12 protein-coding genes are annotated in these 14,034 nt (G+C 54.1%); 4 read left to right on the top strand and 8 right to left on the bottom strand.

The features are described 5' to 3' along the window. The 4 genes from G512_RS0110425 to G512_RS0110440 all read right to left on the bottom strand — a co-directional run. Positions 1 to 249: transposase (locus G512_RS0110425; RefSeq protein WP_028481667.1), on the bottom strand; the 249-nt coding region annotated here is incomplete at its 3' end. 77 nt (positions 250 to 326) lie between these two features. Continuing rightward, entirely contained in the window at positions 327 to 821 is a 495-nt protein-coding gene (locus G512_RS0110430; protein ID WP_143181416.1) for a hypothetical protein, read from the bottom strand. 129 nt (positions 822 to 950) lie between these two features. Further along, positions 951 to 1,790 (bottom strand): S-formylglutathione hydrolase, encoded by an 840-nt coding sequence (gene fghA, locus G512_RS0110435; protein ID WP_028481669.1) that lies wholly within the window; start codon positions 1,788 to 1,790, stop codon positions 951 to 953. Positions 1,791 to 1,872: 82 nt separating this feature from the next. Then, complete coding sequence (locus G512_RS0110440; RefSeq protein ID WP_208974999.1) at positions 1,873 to 2,988, bottom strand: S-(hydroxymethyl)glutathione dehydrogenase/class III alcohol dehydrogenase; 1,116 nt, start codon at positions 2,986 to 2,988, stop codon at positions 1,873 to 1,875. A gap of 195 nt (positions 2,989 to 3,183) precedes the next feature. Here G512_RS0110440 and G512_RS0110445 point away from each other — a divergent pair, with 195 nt between their 5' ends. Both G512_RS0110445 and G512_RS0110450 read left to right on the top strand, forming a co-directional pair. Continuing rightward, the gene (locus G512_RS0110445; RefSeq protein ID WP_028481671.1) at positions 3,184 to 4,056 is read left to right on the top strand and encodes a LysR substrate-binding domain-containing protein; all 873 of its coding nucleotides are present in this window, start codon (positions 3,184 to 3,186) and stop codon (positions 4,054 to 4,056) included. 429 nt (positions 4,057 to 4,485) lie between these two features. After that, positions 4,486 to 4,869 (top strand): thiol-disulfide oxidoreductase DCC family protein, encoded by a 384-nt coding sequence (locus G512_RS0110450; protein ID WP_036489506.1) that lies wholly within the window; start codon positions 4,486 to 4,488, stop codon positions 4,867 to 4,869. A 52-nt stretch (positions 4,870 to 4,921) separates the two neighbouring features. On the opposite strand, the gene G512_RS0110455 is transcribed toward G512_RS0110450, so the two are convergent. After that, positions 4,922 to 7,591 (bottom strand): beta-N-acetylhexosaminidase, encoded by a 2,670-nt coding sequence (locus tag G512_RS0110455; protein ID WP_036489509.1) that lies wholly within the window; start codon positions 7,589 to 7,591, stop codon positions 4,922 to 4,924. Positions 7,592 to 8,011: 420 nt separating this feature from the next. Between G512_RS0110455 and G512_RS22130 the strand changes: the two genes are divergently transcribed. Beyond that, positions 8,012 to 8,866 carry an alpha/beta family hydrolase gene (locus tag G512_RS22130; protein ID WP_051269207.1) on the top strand — a complete coding sequence of 285 codons (855 nt, stop codon included), beginning with the start codon at positions 8,012 to 8,014 and terminating at the stop codon, positions 8,864 to 8,866. Here G512_RS22130 and G512_RS0110465 read toward each other — a convergent pair. Further along, positions 8,809 to 9,234 carry a nuclear transport factor 2-like protein gene (locus tag G512_RS0110465; protein ID WP_028481674.1) on the bottom strand — a complete coding sequence of 142 codons (426 nt, stop codon included), beginning with the start codon at positions 9,232 to 9,234 and terminating at the stop codon, positions 8,809 to 8,811. The genes G512_RS22130 and G512_RS0110465 overlap by 58 nt on opposite strands. A 217-nt stretch (positions 9,235 to 9,451) precedes the next feature. Here G512_RS0110465 and G512_RS22135 point away from each other — a divergent pair, with 217 nt between their 5' ends. After that, complete coding sequence (locus G512_RS22135; protein WP_051269208.1) at positions 9,452 to 9,760, top strand: PilZ domain-containing protein; 309 nt, start codon at positions 9,452 to 9,454, stop codon at positions 9,758 to 9,760. A gap of 148 nt (positions 9,761 to 9,908) precedes the next feature. On the opposite strand, the gene G512_RS0110475 is transcribed toward G512_RS22135, so the two are convergent. Together G512_RS0110475 and G512_RS0110480 are read right to left on the bottom strand one after the other, a co-directional pair. After that, a complete protein-coding gene (locus tag G512_RS0110475; RefSeq protein ID WP_028481675.1) occupies positions 9,909 to 11,177 on the bottom strand; it encodes an amino acid permease in 1,269 nt (422 codons plus the stop codon). 227 nt (positions 11,178 to 11,404) lie between these two features. After that, positions 11,405 to 12,784 carry a tyrosine phenol-lyase gene (locus G512_RS0110480; RefSeq protein WP_028481676.1) on the bottom strand — a complete coding sequence of 460 codons (1,380 nt, stop codon included), beginning with the start codon at positions 12,782 to 12,784 and terminating at the stop codon, positions 11,405 to 11,407. Positions 12,785 to 14,034: the final 1,250 nt, after the last annotated feature.

Here is a 14,034-nt window from a genome sequence, read left to right on the forward strand (position 1 = left end):
CACCAGCGTTTCCAGCAGACCATCCCAGACGCCTTGCTCTGCCCACCGGCGAAAGCGCACATAGACCGAATTCCATTTCCCGTAGCGCTCGTGCATGTCGCGCCAGGGGCAGCCAACGCGCAGCACATGTAGCATACCATTCAGATAACGGCGGTTATCCTGAGCTGGACGGGACTTTCGGCCCCGCTCTGACGGAAGCAACGCTTCGATCAATTCCCATTCCGCGTCTGTCAAATCGCCACGTGCCAAGGCTGCCTCCTAAAAGACAGTCTTGAATCACAGTTCAGCTGATTTGGGAACCCACTTTGTCAACAGGCCCTAATCTGTCAGGGAAGAGGCTCTTCAAAAATCTTTTTAACTTCAGGCATTTTAGAGACGATGTAGAGAATAAGATTTTTAGCCTCAGTCACAAGAGTTTTTTGTCGTTCCCATTCGTCATGATTAGAGTATGTCGTCTTTCCTCCATGAAAAAGGTTGTTTCTTACAGCTTTTGCTGCTTTAAAAATGTCTTTTTGGCTAGATATTTCCTCAAACTTCATCTTCCACACAAGTTTGTCTTCTTCTTTTTGAAGCACCTTGGGCGGGTATTCAACAATTGTAGGGCATTTTTCGCGCATTTCCACTAAGTCCAATTGGTCAATATGTCGATAAAATGCGTCCCAGTTTACTTCGGCACCTCTACGTGTTTGGTGGACGTAATCCGCAAAAATAAGGGCATGTTCGAATCTTGAGAAAACAACAAACAAATCAACAAACACCGGATCAATGTTTGATAGATGCTCCGTATTTACGTCTTGCCGATTATTCATTTCTCTTAACATAATACCTCTACGATGCGGTTCAGGAACTGTGAAGTAATCCGTACAATAATAACAGACCAAAATTCAAAAGTGTTTTGTTGCTTGAGCTTCCAAGTCAACCTTATTTCCAAACACTTAAACTAACATGCATTACTTGTTAAGATGCGCGGCGTGGAAGCGCAGGTGATCCTCAATGAACGAGGCGATGAAGTAGTAACTGTGGTCGTAGCCTTCACGCATGTTGAGTGTGAGCGGGTAGTTCTTCTCCCGCGCAGCAGCGAGGAGTGCTTCCGGCATGAGCTGCTCTGCGAGGAACTGGTCGGCATCCCCCTGATCCACCAGCGCTGGGATCTGAACATCTGCATTGCGCATCAATCTGCTGGCGTCATACTGTTCCCAAGTGGCGCGATCGGGTCCCAGATAGGTCTCCAGCGCCTTAGCGCCCCAAGGGCAATTCATGGGGTTGCTGATTGGCGCAAAGGCGGAAATGGAGGTGTAAACCTCCGGGTTTCGCAAGCCCAGAACGAGCGCGCCATGACCGCCCATGGAGTGCCCGGAAATGGCGCGTTTGCGGGAAACGGGGAACATCTCCTCGATCAGCTTTGGCAGTTCCAGACACACATAGTCGTACATCTGGTAGTGGCGGTTCCACGGTGCTTGGGTGGCATTCACATAAAACCCGGCACCGGTGCCGAGGTCATACCCCGGATCGTCGGCAACTGCTTCGCCTCGCGGGCTGGTGTCTGGTGCCACAATGGCAATGCCAAGCTCCGCAGCTGCGCGGTGTGCACCCGCCTTTTGCATGAAGTTTTCATCGGTACACGTGAGGCCGGACAGCCAGTAGAGCACAGGCACCTTTTCGCCAGCAAAGGCTTGTGGGGGCAGATAGATTGCAAACCGCATTTCACAGTTGAGCGCACCGGACTGGTGCGTAAACTGCTTGTGCCAGCCGCCAAAAGATTTAGAGCTGGAGATGTTTTCGAACGACATGGAGCACCTGAAAATTGGGTGTGGGACTGAGAATGGCGGGCACTGTATCGGAGGTTCCCCGTCAGTGCCCGCTGTTGCGTGATTACTGCGCGTAGTGGATCACGGAACGAATGCTCTTGCCTTCGTGCATCAGGTCAAACGCTTCGTTGATTTCATTGAGCGACATGGTGTGAGTGATGAAATCATTCAATTTGAACTCACCGCGCATGTATTGTTCCACGATATCTGGCAGTTGAGAGCGGCCCTTGACGCCGCCAAAAGCCGAGCCCTTCCACACGCGGCCGGTGACAAGCTGGAATGGACGGGTGGAGATTTCCTCGCCCGCGCCGGCAACGCCGATGATGACGGACTCGCCCCACCCCTTGTGGCAGCATTCCAGCGCCGAACGCATGACGTTGACATTGCCGATGCACTCAAAAGAGTAATCCACGCCGCCGTCGGTCATGTCGATGATGGCTTCCTGAATGGGCTTATCCACTTTCTTGGGGTTAACGCAGTCGGTAGCGCCAAGCTTCCTGGCGAGTTCGAACTTGCTCTCGTTGATGTCGATGGCAATGATGCGGCCCGCCTTTGCCATGGTCGCGCCGATAATGGCGGAAAGGCCAATGCCGCCGAGACCGAAGATGGCGACGGTTGCCCCTTCTTCCACATTGGCCGTGTTCATGACAGCGCCGATGCCAGTGGTGACGCCGCAGCCAAGCAGGCAAACCTCTTCCAGTGGGGCGTCCTGATTCACCTTGGCGACGGCAATTTCTGGCAGCACGGTGTATTCGGCAAAGGTGGAACAGCCCATGTAGTGGTAGATGGGTTTGCCGTTCTGGCTGAAGCGGGTGGTGCCATCCGGCATCAGGCCTTTGCCCTGTGTTGCCCGAATTTTCTGACAGAGATTGGTTTTGCCTGACTTGCAGAACTTACACTCGCCGCACTCCGGCGTGTAAAGGGGGATCACATGATCGCCCACGGCCACGGTCGTGACGCCTTCACCAATGGATTCAACAATGCCGCCGCCTTCATGGCCGAGAATGGAGGGAAACACGCCTTCGGGATCCGCACCGGACAGGGTGTAAGCATCCGTGTGACAAACGCCGCTGGCAATCACCTTGATGCGCACTTCACCCGGCTGCGGTGGCATCACTTCAACTTCCTCGATGGAAAGAGGTTGCTTGGGGCCCCAGGCAACAGCGGCTTTGCACTTGATCGGTTCGGACATGAGGATCCTCGTTGGTTCACGGTTCGCTGCCAGCCTTAATGGCCGGCGGGCGCAGAGGTCTACGCGTTGTTACGTGAGGTGCAGTATAACTGATGCTCGTCTTGTGATAATCGGCCTGGTATGCAAATTACTTTTACAACACGGTAATAATAGGTTGCCTTTGGCGCAGAGCAGGGATGGAGCATGCAGGTTTTGGAAGGGGTGAGTGAGTTTGCTGCAGTTGCGGAAACAAGCAGCTTTACCGTGGCGGGAAAACGGCTGGGCATTTCCACAGCGCAAGTGAGCCGACAGGTGAGCGCACTTGAACATCGCTTGGGTACCAAACTGTTTTACCGGACGACGCGCAAGGTCTCGATGACCGAGGCCGGTCAGCTTTATTATCAGCAATGCCGTCGCGCGCTGGATGAGTTGGAAGAGGCAGAGCGGGCAGTCACCAACCTGCAACTCACGCCGCGTGGATTGCTGCGGCTGACCGCCCCGGTCACTTATGGCGAGGGTACCATCGCGCCGATCCTGAATGACTATCTGAGCCGCTATCCGGATGTTGAGGCCCAGTTGCACCTGACCAACCAGATGGTTGATCTTGTGGCGGATGGCTATGACCTTGCCATTCGGCTGGGCAAGCTTGAGGATTCAACGCTGATGGCGCGGCGTTTGACCTCACGCACGTTCTATGTGTGCGCCTCCCCGGACTATCTGGCCCGACACGGCGAGCCTCATGCGCTTTCCGAGTTGGATCAGCATCGCTGCCTGCTGGGCACACAGGACACGTGGCGGTTTCAAGAGCAAGGTCGCGCCCGGTCTGTACGGGTGAAGGGCAGGTTGCGCTGCAACAGCGGGTGGGCTCTGGTGGACGCCGCGCTGAAGGGCATGGGGCTGATCCAACTGCCAGACTATTACGTGAAGGACTACATCGAGGCAGGGGAGCTGGTCTCCCTGTTGGAACCCTATCAGGAGCGGGAGGATGGCATTTGGGGTGTCTACCCCCACAACCGGCACTTGTCGCCGAAGGTGAGTTTCTTTCTGGACCACCTGACAGCCGCGCTCAAAGGCTGAAGTGGCTTCCAACTGGATCCCGGCTCGGAGGCCGGGATGACGGTGGAGGGGAGGCGAGCGTGCAGGATGACGGCGGAGAGCCAAGTCTTTACAGGAGCGGCAGCTTCGCTCTGCGATCTGTGACCACCCCTGCACTCGTGGGCCGACAGCACCACCACACACGACCACTGTCATGCCGGACAAGACGAGCAACGCGAGGCGCACATCCGGTATCCAGAGCCGCTTGCACTAGCGTGTGGGGAAAGGCCGGGCTGGATCCCGGCTCGAGGGCCGGGATGACCAAGGAGTGGTGGAGAAGCAAAGTGGCCTCGCAAGCTCTTACCGCCGAAGCGCTTGTGAGATCTCCGGCACTCAACCCAGACCATTCCCTTTTTCCAGGTGAACCGCAGTGCCGCTTTGCCTCTATAACTTCACGAAAGGCAAAGGATTATGATCACGGTTTTTTACGATGGCAAATGCGGTCTGTGTGCCCGCGAAATCAATCACTATCGAAAGATTGCGCAACCAGACCGTTTCAACTGGGCGGATGTGGCGAGCCACCCTCAGATGCTTGAGGGGTATGCCGTGTCGCAGGCCGATGCGCTGCGCTACCTGCACGCAGTCGACGCTGATGGTCGCGTTCATAAAGGTGTGGCCGCGTTTGCCTTGATTTGGAATGAGATCGATGGCTGGCGCCGTTTTGCGCCGATGCTGGCCTGGCCCGGCGTGCGCCACGTTGCAGAGGCGATCTACGCCCTGTTTGCCCATGTCCGTTTCCGGTCCTACCGCCATTGCAGATTGGCGGGAACTGCTCCCAAAATGCGTGAAGACTAGTAGCCTCATTTAGAGAGACAGGCCGCTGAGAAAACCCAGCGGCCTTTGGGTGTTATTGGAGGATCTCAACCCGGCTGGTGCGCGTGCCATCTGGAGACTTGGTGCGCAGGTGTACGGGTGTTGCCACTGCAGGCGGGGTGGCCGCATCATAGGTCTGCCATGAGCTGCCACCATCAGTGGAATACTCGATCGCTAGGCCCGGAAGCGCTGTATTGGCCTTCAGTTTGCCATCGGCCAGTGTTGCTCCCGGTACAGGCAGGCGATAGGAAACGCCGCCTCGGTCAAGGCGCGCCAGCTCGCGCTTGCCTACCAGGTTGGCGAAATGGTTCCAGTCTGCCCTGAGGGCATCGTGATCCACATGGGTGGTTTCCCCGCCAATATATTCGCGGCCCGGTTCATAGTCTTGCTCCCAGGCGGCGCGGTGCCAAGCCCGTTCGGCAACCGACAGAAGGCGCGGGAAAATCATGGCGTCCATCTGCGCGTCGGTACGCACTGTTTCGCTCCAAAGCTGAGCGGAAATGCCGGTTGCGCCCGGCCACGGCTTGTCACTCTTTGCCGTGAAGAAATTGCCATCCCGGTCCACAGAGGTTTCCGCGTTTTGCGGCAGGTTATTGGGTGCAAAGCTGAAGACCTTGGCTTCATCACTGTAACGAGTGGCCCAGTAGTAGCCGCGTTCTGCCGGGTTCACCTCATACGGCATATCCAGATACAGGTAGTCTGGATTGGAGAGAATGACCTCAAAACCCTTCGCCGCCCAGTCTTGGGCGCTGTCAAAGCCACCCCAGTACTGAGTATCCCAGAAGTTGACCCGCACGGTGTCTGTGGCAAAGTCAGCGGCAGAGGCGGCGTGTTTCAGGCCGTCCTGCCACGCTTGCATGATGGGAATACCCTTGTCCTTCAAGATCTTGCTGACCTCAGTGGCGAAGTAGCTTGATAGCTCGTCCACATCCCCAACTGTGCCCGCATCCACCATGGCCTGACAGGCCTGCGACTTTTCCCAGGGCTTGTCCTGAACACTCTTGTCGACGGTACCTTTCCACGGCACCAAATCGTCGTTGAGGTCTTGATAGCCTCCACCGAGATAAATGTTCTTGGCCTCATCGCCGCCAAAATGCCACGTTGTAAGCGGCGTGCCAGCTTCCGCATGCATGGCGGCGATTTCGCCGACAACCTTGGTGACGAACCGCTTGGAGGAATCCAGACAAGGGTTCAGATAACTGCGGGGACCGTAAAACTGCACTGAGGTGGTGTTGGAGGTATCCGTCGGGTCGAGCAGACGGAACTCGTTGGCCGCTTCCTCATTGCCTTCCGACATGAAACGTTGATAACGCGCTTCCATGGAGACGACCGCCGCACGCGCGTGGGCTGGCATATCGATTTCCGGGATGACTTCAATGTGTCGCGCCTTGGCGTATTTCAGGATCTCGATGTAGTCCGGGCGGGCGAAGTGGCCTGAACCAAAGTTGTCGCTAAACGGGCCAGAGCCGAGCTGTGGCAACAGACACGTGGTCTCTGAAAGATCGTGACAGCGCTTGCTGCCCACTTCGGTTAGTTCAGGAAGCCCCGGAACCTCAATGCGCCAACCTTCATCATCGCTGAGGTGAAAGTGGAACTTGTTGAGCTTGTAGGCGGCCATCTGATCAAGGAGGCGCAGCACAGCCTGCTTGGAGTGGAAGTTGCGAGCCACGTCAAGAAACGCGCCGCGATAGGCGAGGCGCGGGGCATCTTCCACACTGAGGTGTGGCAGGGTCAGGCTACCGTCAGCTGGCAGCACGGAGAGCATGGATTGAAGGCCGTAGAACAGGCCGGCTTCGTCATAGCCGACCACATCAACCCCTTCGGATGTGATGTTGAGGTGGTAGGCGCCGCTTTTAGCAAGGTCGCCTTCAAAACCATCAACGTCAACACGGCCCATGATCGGGGCCCCTTCGCCGCTGAAATTCAGCCCTGCCGCGGCCATTTGCTCGCGTACAACGGAACGTGTCGCGTCGGAAAGATCGGAAATGGACAATGCCAAACCATTGGAGATGTCCAGATCTTCCGCACTCACATCCAGTTTCAAAGGACTTGGAATGATCTGGCCACGCAAGGTGGAGGCATCAAGGGCTGAAACGCGCTTGTTCTTTTCAAAGCGGGTTTCTGCTTTCATCAAGGCATTGTTGTCGTTGTTGTTGCGCTTCCAGTTGTCACCGTCGATTGGCGCCAGAAATGCGCTTAAATCTTCGGTGTCCGTGGCCGCCAGCACCTTGGGCTCTGCGCCCTCAGCCACAGCGTACCAGCGGGGCATGAAGTCTGTGTCAAACAACTGCCAGTATTCGCCTGTGTAGGGCAGGGAGATGGAGGCCCCGGCGGGGAGACCGCCAAACTTTTCAGTGGGTTCCAGCCTATGCAGATCTCCCGTGAGATGGGTGATCTTGAACTGGTCGCTGTCCAGCTTCAGGATCTGCCGAATGCTGTGAAAATACAGTGCCCAACCACCACTGGAAATCTCTGTGTCGCCATTGGTCAGCGTCAGGTTGACCGTGTTGCACGCCCCCCAATCGGCGCCGAGCGATGAGCAGTCAACGCCGCCCTCTGCCGCCTGATTATCAAGCACTTGGAACTTGACGGATATCGCGCTGAGCGCGTCCACCAATTGCTGCGGTGTCTGTTCTGCGTGCGCAGAAGACAAGCCCAGCAGCAAGGGCACTACAGAGGCTATAGATCCTGAGAGAATTCGCATTCGCCACCCCACGAGTTGCAGTGAGCCCTGCCGATACCGTTCACCCGAAAGGGTTTCGGCGGAAGGTTCACCAAAGCATTCAGTTCTAAGGAACACCGCAGATTGGGTTGACGACGCATCCTCCCGTTTAGGCGTTGCCGTCTCCTCCCTTATGTGCGGATGTCAGGAATCTAGCATATCTATTTGAAATATATCGCTGTTTCTGGTGGGTGCGTGGTGGTCTGTGGATGGCTCAGCCAGTTGGTTCCCCTAGGTTATTAGGGAGGTGGCTCGTTTATGCTTGCTGGGTCAGTCTGTTAGACCCATCCTGAACAACCGTGGGTTTACGGGTTACCCATCAGACGGGTTTATCAAAACGGGCGGCCAGGGGAGGCGTGTACTCAAAAATTCGCCAATCATATTTAACGGGCGGGCGTGATCATGGATAGGTTGGTTGTCTCGCATGGTGGTGGATGCCATCTGCGTTTGCTTGCCGGCAATGCAGACGGCCTGCGGAATGTGCTGGTGGTTGGCCGAAGCAATCGATCTTTTCGGTCCATTCAAATCGACCGGCTGGCCGCGCAGATGCGGGATTGGGGCTTTGCGGTTTGGCGACTGGAGCCGCAACCAACGCCGCCCAAAGAGGGCGCTGCTATACCTCCCGGTTCTCATGGAAGTGCCTGCAGCTCGATGATGACGGCCATGTCGAGCGCGGTGAGCCGCTGTATACCCAAGGTTTTTGGCTATTATCCGAGTTGGGCGGACTATCTGTCACCCAGCTATGCACAGGTGATCGAGAGAAGGGATGAGGTGCAGTCCATGCTGGATCAATTCCCGGTCTCGGCGCGGTTTTTGTTATTGGGGCATTCTATGGGCGCGCGGGTTGGTACCTATCTGGATCGACAGTCCCGGGTGTCGGGCCATGTGGGGTTCGGCTACCCCTTCCAGCATCCGGAGGAAGGTCCAGCCCTGTCACGGGTTTATCATCTGCGCAAGCTGAAGGTGCCAACCTTGATCATTCAAGGGCGCAACGATGCCTACGGCGGTGAAGAGGTCGCCAGGACGTACCGTTTCAACCCGTCGATCTCGTTTCTGTTTGTCGAGGACGACCATAGTTACAATTCAGCGTGTTCGAACCTGACATGGCAAATTACGACCCGTGTCGGGGCCTTCATTGCCGAAACGCAAGGCGGCCTGCCATGCGAACATTCATGCGGCCGCCCGGATGATCAACCGGATCAACTGGTTGGAAAGGAGGGAAAGTCGAAATCCTGCCGCACCTTGGCTGTGTCATAGATGATGGTGACTTCTTCGATCCTGTCGAGCGTGGGGTTGAGCCGGAAAACATTTACCAGATCGATGGTTTGCGGCAAGGACCCGGTGACCTGACGGTTATAGCGGGCATGGATTGAGGCGCGGGTTGGATTCGACGGGCTTACCATGATGCTTTTGATGCGAATGGAGCGGCCGGTGATCTGCGTCAGGACGTAGGTGTAGAAGTCCTTTGCACGCTGCTCGTCAAAGATGGGAGATTGGACGACCGCCTCTTTGGTAAACAATTCCATGAGCCGGTCCAGATCGTTCCGTTCCAAGCGGTGAGTGTACTCTTCGCACAAGGCTTGTGCTTTCATCAGGTCTTCAAGCTGCTGATCCGAGGACGTCATCCATGGCCTCCTTTTGAGTGACGGGCGCACCGCGCGCCGGGATTGAGACTATAAAGCGAGCATTGACACCTTGGAACAACCTATTTTCAGGTGAGAAGGGCAAACGGCCTATCCGCGCCGGTGTTAAGCGTCCCTCAACGCCTTGTGTGATAAGCCTCTTTGGGTTTTCAAAAGACCTCTTCATTTATAGCTTGCATCAGATTTGCCGAGACCTGCCATGTTGCCCAAGCCGCGTTTAATCGAAATGGAAAACCGAAGTCATCCGCGCCGAGCATGCCGTTGGCCTGCCGTCTTGTTGGCGCAACCCTTTAACAGGGCTTGCATTGTCGAGGATGTTGGCAAAGGTGGATGCCGGATTTCCGTAAACCCGCGTGGGCTGGAACAAGGAACCCACGTTGTGGTGAATGTGGCGTCGCGCGGCAAACGTTTCGAAGGCGTGATCCGCTGGCTGGGCGGGGATGAGGTCGGAATCGCCTTTGAAGGAGCAGGGGCCGGTCTGGCGTCTGCGCTGACACCCAGCGAATAGCTAAAACTGGCATATACCCTTATTGCACAAAAGAAATCCGCCGCAATGAAAGCTCATCGCGGCGGACAAATCGTTTAATCACTACGGGGCAGCGCGCTTTGGATTTCAATGGATTAGACCATTTGCCTCTTTGGCGCGCCTGCCAGACTTATTTCCCGAAGATCGGCAGCATTCCAGCAATTTCGAGGAATGCAACGATGAAGATCAGGATACCAAAGCCGAATACCAGTGCCTGACGGAGATCGCCGCCCTTAACCTGGTACATATCTGGGTTCCGCTTACGAACGATGCGAACCATGATGATCGGGGACAGAAGGCTGAAGATCACCAGAACCACACCAGCAAAGCCGATAGCGGTGATGAAGCCGTCTGGGTATACGATCGCCAGGATCACGGTCGGAAGGAATGCGATTGCGCCCGTCTTGAGCTTACCGATCCAGCAATGTTTGTTGAAGTTGCAAAGGTCTGCAATGTAGTCAAACAAGCTGAGGGATACACCCAGGAAGGACGTTGCAACGGCCATGTTACCAAACACCTGCAGGGCAGTGGAGATGTTGGAGCTCACACCACTGTCAGCCAGAGCTGCAAGGATGTTGCCGATGTTGCCGCCTTCAGCAATGATCTGCGGGAACTGTTCGCGTGGTACGTTTCCGAATACAGCCAGCATCCAGCAGAAGTAGAAGAAGCCTGCGATCAACATGGCGTAGATCAGTGCGCGGCCGGTCTTCTTCGGGTCAAGACCCAGGTAGTTGGTGATCGTCGGAACCGTGATTTGGAAACCGAAGCTCGCTACCATGAAGCTGATTGTGTAGAAAACGTATGGGACCTGTTCGCTCATCGGCACCTGTGGGAACAGGATGTCAGCAGATGAGTTGGTGATCAGGCCGCCCAGGCTCATGACAAAGGTGATGACCATACCGCCGATGAGGATCGTGTTGACCCGGTCAACGGCTGTGGCACCGACCATAACGATTGAAATCAGAACTGCAGCAAAGATGAAACTTGCCACCCCTGAGGACATCGTGATGCCATCGCCTACAAGCGACAAGGAGTAGGTAATAACGGAGCTACCGCCGGAAATGTACGCATATGTGAGAACGTAACACAAAAATGCGACTGACAAGCCGTTGATCAGTCGCCCGAAATTACCGATTGTGCCCTTGGCAATGCTGTCGTAGTTGGAATCCTTGGGGAAGTGGAGTGTTGCTTCCATGATGTACATAGACGCGCTATGCATGATGTAAGCGACAACAACCATTACCACCAAGGCAATGGAGAACCAGACGCCAGCATTGGCGACCGGTAGTGAAAAGATGCCAGCCCCGACACCTGTACCTGCCGCAATAACGGCTGCTCCTAAAACAGTGCCCTCTTTTTTAGGAGCGGTACTCGTGGCTTTCGCAGTTGCATCGGTCATCTAGAGCCTCCCAACTCTGCGTAGTGCAAAAAATGTTCCTATGAACAAATCGAGTTTCCGGTTTGAATAAGCACGAAACGCGTGAACGTCTTCATTTGGTTGGCCCCGGCTGCTCATGCCGCAGAAGGTCTCCCACCTTCTAATCAGAAAAGGAGAGAGGCTTTTCGGCCCCTCTCCCTTTTTCAGGCCTTAGAAGTCGCCAGTTGTATCGGCTTGACTTGCAAGACTTAGATTTCGCTGAAGCGACCGGTGAAGAAGCGCAGTACCTTTGGTTCGTATTCGAACTTCAGGCCACGAATGGAAGATGCGTTCTTGTACAGTTCGATACATGCGTCTGCGACGTAGTCCATGTGAGCGTATGTGTATACGCGACGTGGGATCGTCAGACGAACGGTTTCCAGCTTAGGCTTGTGGTGCTCACCAGTCTTCACGTCACGGCCTGCAGAGATGATACCGCGTTCCATGGTACGAACACCGGAAGAACGGTAGATTGCAGCTGCCAGAGCCTGTGCCGGGAACTGTTCCTGGTCCAGGTGCGGCAGGAATGCACGTGCGTCGAGGAAGATTGCGTGACCGCCGTATGGCTTAACCATTGGTACGCCAGCAGCGTCGAGACGCTCACCGAGGTAACGGATCTGGTTTACACGGTGTGCAATGTAGTCGTATTCGACGGATTCACGAATACCAACAGCCATTGCTTCCATGTCACGGCCAGCAAGACCACCGTAGGAAGGCATACCTTCGTACTGAACAACCATTGCCTTAGCTTCAAGGAACAGGTCGTCGTCGTTCAGGCAGAGGAAACCACCGTTGTTGGTCAGGCAGTCCTTCTTACCGGACATGGTGCAGCCGTCACCATAAGAGAACATTTCGAAGAGGATTTCCTTGACGGTCTTGTCCTGGAAGCCTTCTTCACGTTCCTTGATGAAGTAAGCGTTTTCAACGCAACGGGTTGCGTCGTACATGACCTTGATGCCGTGCTTCTTACACAGTTCGCTAACTTCCTTGATGTTAGCCATGGAAACAGGCTGACCACCAGCGAGGTTAACGGTTACTGCCAGACAGATGTAAGGGATCTTGTCTGCGCCGACTTCGTCGATCAGCTTCTGCAGCTTGTTCAGGTCGATGTTACCCTTGAACGGAACGCCGTCCATGTCTGGGTTGTGAGCTTCGTCGCAGATTACGTCTACGAATGTTGCACCGTTACGCTCCTGGTGGAAACGTGTGGTGGTGAAGTACATGTTGCCTGGTACGTAGTCGCCTGGCTTGATGGTGATGGAAGACAGGATGTTTTCCGCACCACGACCCTGGTGAGTTGGAACCAGGTGCTTGAAGCCGAAGTATTCACGAACAACTTCTTCCAGGTGGTAGAAGTTTTCGGAACCGGCGTAAGCTTCGTCACCGATCATCAGGCCGGCCCACTGCTTGTCGGACATCGCGGAAGTACCGGAGTCGGTCAGCAGGTCGATGTAGCAATCGCGCGACTTGATCAGGAAGGTGTTGAAACCTGCTTCCTGGATAGCCTTCTCGCGACGCTCTGCGTCAACGAAGTACATCGGTTCAACGGCTTTGATCTTGAACGGCTCCGGCTGGAACTTCTTGCTCATATCTAAGTCCTTTACATACTCTAGTTATTAGAATGGGCCTTACGTACCCACTAGTGATCGACTTAAATGTGTTTGGCTTTCCACAAAGTAATTCCTCATATTACTTTGTGTCGAACCTCCCGCATCTGATGTAATGCAGTCGAAATCAGAAGTTTTTCTATTTCGTCTGCAAGTGAATTACATGAGACTATGTGAACAAAAATTGCGAAATACTCAAGTAGGATCTACTGCGTATGTTTTCAATTTTTGTGGATTAGCGAAAGTGTATTTAGCCTCACATAATATATAGTTACAGTTACTTTGCTTCAGGCAATAGTATACTGTTTGTAGAAACGGCTGTTTCTACATGAAGGTTGTTCTTAGCGAATTTACAAGAGGCGTTTTTATGTCAGTTCTATTTGGATCAGTTTGTACTGAGCTTGCATCAGGTTGAGTTTCAGCGTTCACCGCGTCAGATTTAGTCGCCGTGTTTATACTGATACCGTTTGATCAAATACAGAGAATGTATGCTTGAATACATTACGCCTGTCGTGACCAGCAAGGTTCCAAATTTTTTGAGGTAGTCGGCCCCACCGGCCTGGCTAAGCTTCTCCCAGAAGCTGGCTCGGTTTGCAGGGCTAAGCCTCATGTCCTGACAAGGGTGCCACGCCCACCCCGGACATGACGGGTTAAAGAGCAGGGAAATCGTATGCAACAGTGCGATCGTCCACGTGCCAAGGCACTTCGGAGTTCTTTATCCTGTTGTAATACTGCTGTGTGCAGAGCATCTCACAACCCACGAAGTTAGTATGAATTGGCTTCACGAAGTCATCCTTGCGGTGAAGTATATCAAAGTCAAGGGAATTAAAATTTGTACGAAATGATACATAGCAAGCAAATTCTCACCGATGATATGTCTATTCATAATAGTGATAGAATTATTCTAAAAAACATCGAGGTTCCACGAAACTTTTGTACAAAAATGTACTTTGGCCCGTTGGGAGGTTTGTCCCCTATTTCTAGGGAACCTCAAGTTAAAATTCGGCAGGAATAGGTTATTATGGCAACGAGACGCGACGTCATGCCCTAAATATTCCGTTGAGATAATCTAAGGTGTCACGCACTTTTTTGCCGCTACGGCAGATCTCCCGATATGCGCGTTTTTTTGAAGAGTGCGCTGACTGATTGTATAAAATGACCTTGGATAACTTGTTCAATTTCTTTTCACCAATGCGGAAACAAACGGACCTTTGGGTTGGTGCACAGCGAGT

Origin of the sequence: Pseudovibrio exalbescens DSM 16456 (assembly GCF_000422785.1) — a bacterium.
In the GTDB taxonomy this organism is placed as follows: Bacteria; Pseudomonadota; Alphaproteobacteria; order Rhizobiales; family Stappiaceae; genus Pseudovibrio; species Pseudovibrio exalbescens.

What these genes read in the sequence shown, in the direction of transcription:
- G512_RS0110430 (WP_143181416.1), bottom strand. Translation starts at nt 821, where the DNA reads ATGTTAAGAGAAATGAATAATCGGCAAGACGTAAATACGGAGCATCTA.
- fghA (WP_028481669.1), bottom strand. Translation starts at nt 1,790, where the DNA reads ATGTCGTTCGAAAACATCTCCAGCTCTAAATCTTTTGGCGGCTGGCAC.
- G512_RS0110445 (WP_028481671.1), top strand. Translation starts at nt 3,184, where the DNA reads ATGCAGGTTTTGGAAGGGGTGAGTGAGTTTGCTGCAGTTGCGGAAACA.
- G512_RS0110450 (WP_036489506.1), top strand. Translation starts at nt 4,486, where the DNA reads ATGATCACGGTTTTTTACGATGGCAAATGCGGTCTGTGTGCCCGCGAA.
- G512_RS0110455 (WP_036489509.1), bottom strand. Translation starts at nt 7,591, where the DNA reads ATGCGAATTCTCTCAGGATCTATAGCCTCTGTAGTGCCCTTGCTGCTG.
- G512_RS22130 (WP_051269207.1), top strand. Translation starts at nt 8,012, where the DNA reads ATGGATAGGTTGGTTGTCTCGCATGGTGGTGGATGCCATCTGCGTTTG.
- G512_RS0110465 (WP_028481674.1), bottom strand. Translation starts at nt 9,234, where the DNA reads ATGACGTCCTCGGATCAGCAGCTTGAAGACCTGATGAAAGCACAAGCC.
- G512_RS22135 (WP_051269208.1), top strand. Translation starts at nt 9,452, where the DNA reads ATGTTGCCCAAGCCGCGTTTAATCGAAATGGAAAACCGAAGTCATCCG.
- G512_RS0110475 (WP_028481675.1), bottom strand. Translation starts at nt 11,177, where the DNA reads ATGACCGATGCAACTGCGAAAGCCACGAGTACCGCTCCTAAAAAAGAG.
- G512_RS0110480 (WP_028481676.1), bottom strand. Translation starts at nt 12,784, where the DNA reads ATGAGCAAGAAGTTCCAGCCGGAGCCGTTCAAGATCAAAGCCGTTGAA.